At 56.3% G+C, this 3,181-nt stretch carries 1 rRNA gene; it reads right to left on the bottom strand.

Features of this window, described 5'->3' with window-relative positions:
• Positions 1–22: 22 nt before the first annotated feature.
• Positions 23–3,148: ribosomal RNA gene (locus ACZ6S6_RS37580) — 23S ribosomal RNA — on the bottom strand.
• Between the last annotated feature and the right edge of the window lie 33 nt (positions 3,149–3,181).

Raw genomic sequence — 3,181 nt, 5'->3', positions numbered from 1 at the left:
AACACAGTGGACGCGAGCAACTGAGGACAAGCCCTCGGCCTATTAGTACCAGTCAGCTCCACCCGTTACCGGGCTTCCACATCTGGCCTATCAACCCAGTCGTCTACTGGGAGCCTTAACCCTTCAAGAGGGTGGGAATACTCATCTCGAAGCAGGCTTCCCGCTTAGATGCTTTCAGCGGTTATCCTTTCCGAACGTAGCCAACCAGCCATGCCCTTGGCAGGACAACTGGCACACCAGAGGTTCGTCCGTCCCGGTCCTCTCGTACTAGGGACAGCCCTTCTCAATATTCCTACGCGCACAGCGGATAGGGACCGAACTGTCTCACGACGTTCTAAACCCAGCTCGCGTACCGCTTTAATGGGCGAACAGCCCAACCCTTGGGACCGACTCCAGCCCCAGGATGCGACGAGCCGACATCGAGGTGCCAAACCATCCCGTCGATATGGACTCTTGGGGAAGATCAGCCTGTTATCCCCGGGGTACCTTTTATCCGTTGAGCGACAGCGCTTCCACAAGCCACTGCCGGATCACTAGTCCCGACTTTCGTCCCTGCTCGACCCGTCGGTCTCACAGTCAAGCTCCCTTGTGCACTTACACTCAACACCTGATTGCCAACCAGGCTGAGGGAACCTTTGGGCGCCTCCGTTACTCTTTAGGAGGCAACCGCCCCAGTTAAACTACCCATCAGACACTGTCCCTGATCCGGATCACGGACCCAGGTTAGACATCCAGCACGACCAGAGTGGTATTTCAACGACGACTCCACAACCACTGGCGTGGCCGCTTCAAAGTCTCCCACCTATCCTACACAAGCCGAACCGAACACCAATATCAAACTATAGTAAAGGTCCCGGGGTCTTTCCGTCCTGCTGCGCGAAACGAGCATCTTTACTCGTAGTGCAATTTCACCGGGCCTATGGTTGAGACAGTCGAGAAGTCGTTACGCCATTCGTGCAGGTCGGAACTTACCCGACAAGGAATTTCGCTACCTTAGGATGGTTATAGTTACCACCGCCGTTTACTGGCGCTTAAGTTCTCAGCTTCGCCGACCCGAAAGTCAGCTAACCGGTCCCCTTAACGTTCCAGCACCGGGCAGGCGTCAGTCCGTATACATCGCCTTACGGCTTCGCACGGACCTGTGTTTTTAGTAAACAGTCGCTTCTCGCTGGTCTCTGCGGCCACCCCCAGCTCACCGAGTAAATCGGATCACCAGTGATGGCCCCCCTTCTCCCGAAGTTACGGGGGCATTTTGCCGAGTTCCTTAACCATAGTTCACCCGAACGCCTCGGTATTCTCTACCTGACCACCTGAGTCGGTTTAGGGTACGGGCCGCCATGAAACTCGCTAGAGGCTTTTCTCGACAGCATAGGATCATCCACTTCACCACAATCGGCTCGGCATCAGGTCTCAGCCTTAATGTGTGACGGATTTACCTACCACACGGCCTACACCCTTACCCCGGGAACTACCACCGCCCGGGTTGGACTACCTTCCTGCGTCACCCCATCGCTTACCTAATACAAGTCTGGTTCATCGGCTCCACCACTACCCTCAACTCCGAAGAGATCGGGCCGGCTTCACGGACTTAGCATCGCCTGATTCAGTATTGGGCGTTTCAAAGCGGGTACCGGAATATCAACCGGTTGTCCATCGACTACGCCTGTCGGCCTCGCCTTAGGTCCCGACTTACCCTGGGCAGATCAGCTTGACCCAGGAACCCTTAGTCAATCGGCGCACACGTTTCTCACGTGTGTATCGCTACTCATGCCTGCATTCTCACTCGTGAACCGTCCACAACTCGCTTCCGCGGCTGCTTCACCCGGCACACGACGCTCCCCTACCCATCCCAGCCCCCGTTGGGGGTATGTGCTGGAATGACACGACTTCGGCGGTACGCTTGAGCCCCGCTACATTGTCGGCGCGGAATCACTTGACCAGTGAGCTATTACGCACTCTTTCAAGGGTGGCTGCTTCTAAGCCAACCTCCTGGTTGTCTCTGCGACTCCACATCCTTTCCCACTTAGCGTACGCTTAGGGGCCTTAGTCGATGCTCTGGGCTGTTTCCCTCTCGACCATGGAGCTTATCCCCCACAGTCTCACTGCCGTGCTCTCACTTACCGGCATTCGGAGTTTGGCTAAGGTCAGTAACCCGGTAGGGCCCATCGCCTATCCAGTGCTCTACCTCCGGCAAGAAACACACGACGCTGCACCTAAATGCATTTCGGGGAGAACCAGCTATCACGGAGTTTGATTGGCCTTTCACCCCTAACCACAGGTCATCCCCCAGGTTTTCAACCCTGGTGGGTTCGGTCCTCCACGAAGTCTTACCTCCGCTTCAACCTGCCCATGGCTAGATCACTCCGCTTCGGGTCTTGAGCGCGCTACTAAATCGCCCTATTCGGACTCGCTTTCGCTACGGCTTCCCCACACGGGTTAACCTCGCAACACACCGCAAACTCGCAGGCTCATTCTTCAAAAGGCACGCAGTCACGACTGCATGTGCAAGCACACACAGCGACGCTCCCACGGCTTGTAGGCACACGGTTTCAGGTACTATTTCACTCCGCTCCCGCGGTACTTTTCACCATTCCCTCACGGTACTATCCGCTATCGGTCACCAGGGAATATTTAGGCTTAACGGGTGGTCCCGCCAGATTCACACGGGATTTCTCGGGCCCCGTGCTACTTGGGTGTCTCTTAAACGAGCCGTTAATGTTTCAGCTACGGGGGTCTTACCCTCTACGCCGGACCTTTCGCATGTCCTTCGCCTACATCAACGGTTTCTGACTCGTCTCACAGCCGGCAGACCGTGAAAAAGAGATCCCACAACCCCGCATGCGCAACCCCTGCCGGGTATCACACGCATACGGTTTGGCCTGATCCAGTTTCGCTCGCCACTACTCCCGGAATCACGGTTGTTTTCTCTTCCTGAGGGTACTGAGATGTTTCACTTCCCCTCGTTCCCTCCACACTGCCTATGTGTTCAGCAGTGGGTGACAGCCCATGACGACTGCCGGGTTTCCCCATTCGGACACCCCCGGATCAAAGCTTGGTTGACAGCTCCCCGGGGCCTATCGTGGCCTCCCACGTCCTTCATCGGTTCCTGGTGCCAAGGCATCCACCGTGCGCCCTTAAAAACTTGGCCACAGATGCTCGCGTCCACTGTGCAGTTCTCAAG

The organism is Streptomyces sp. NPDC048671, assembly GCF_055587045.1.
Note: the sequence above shows the minus strand (reverse complement) of the source record. Positions and strands in the feature narration are given on the sequence as shown.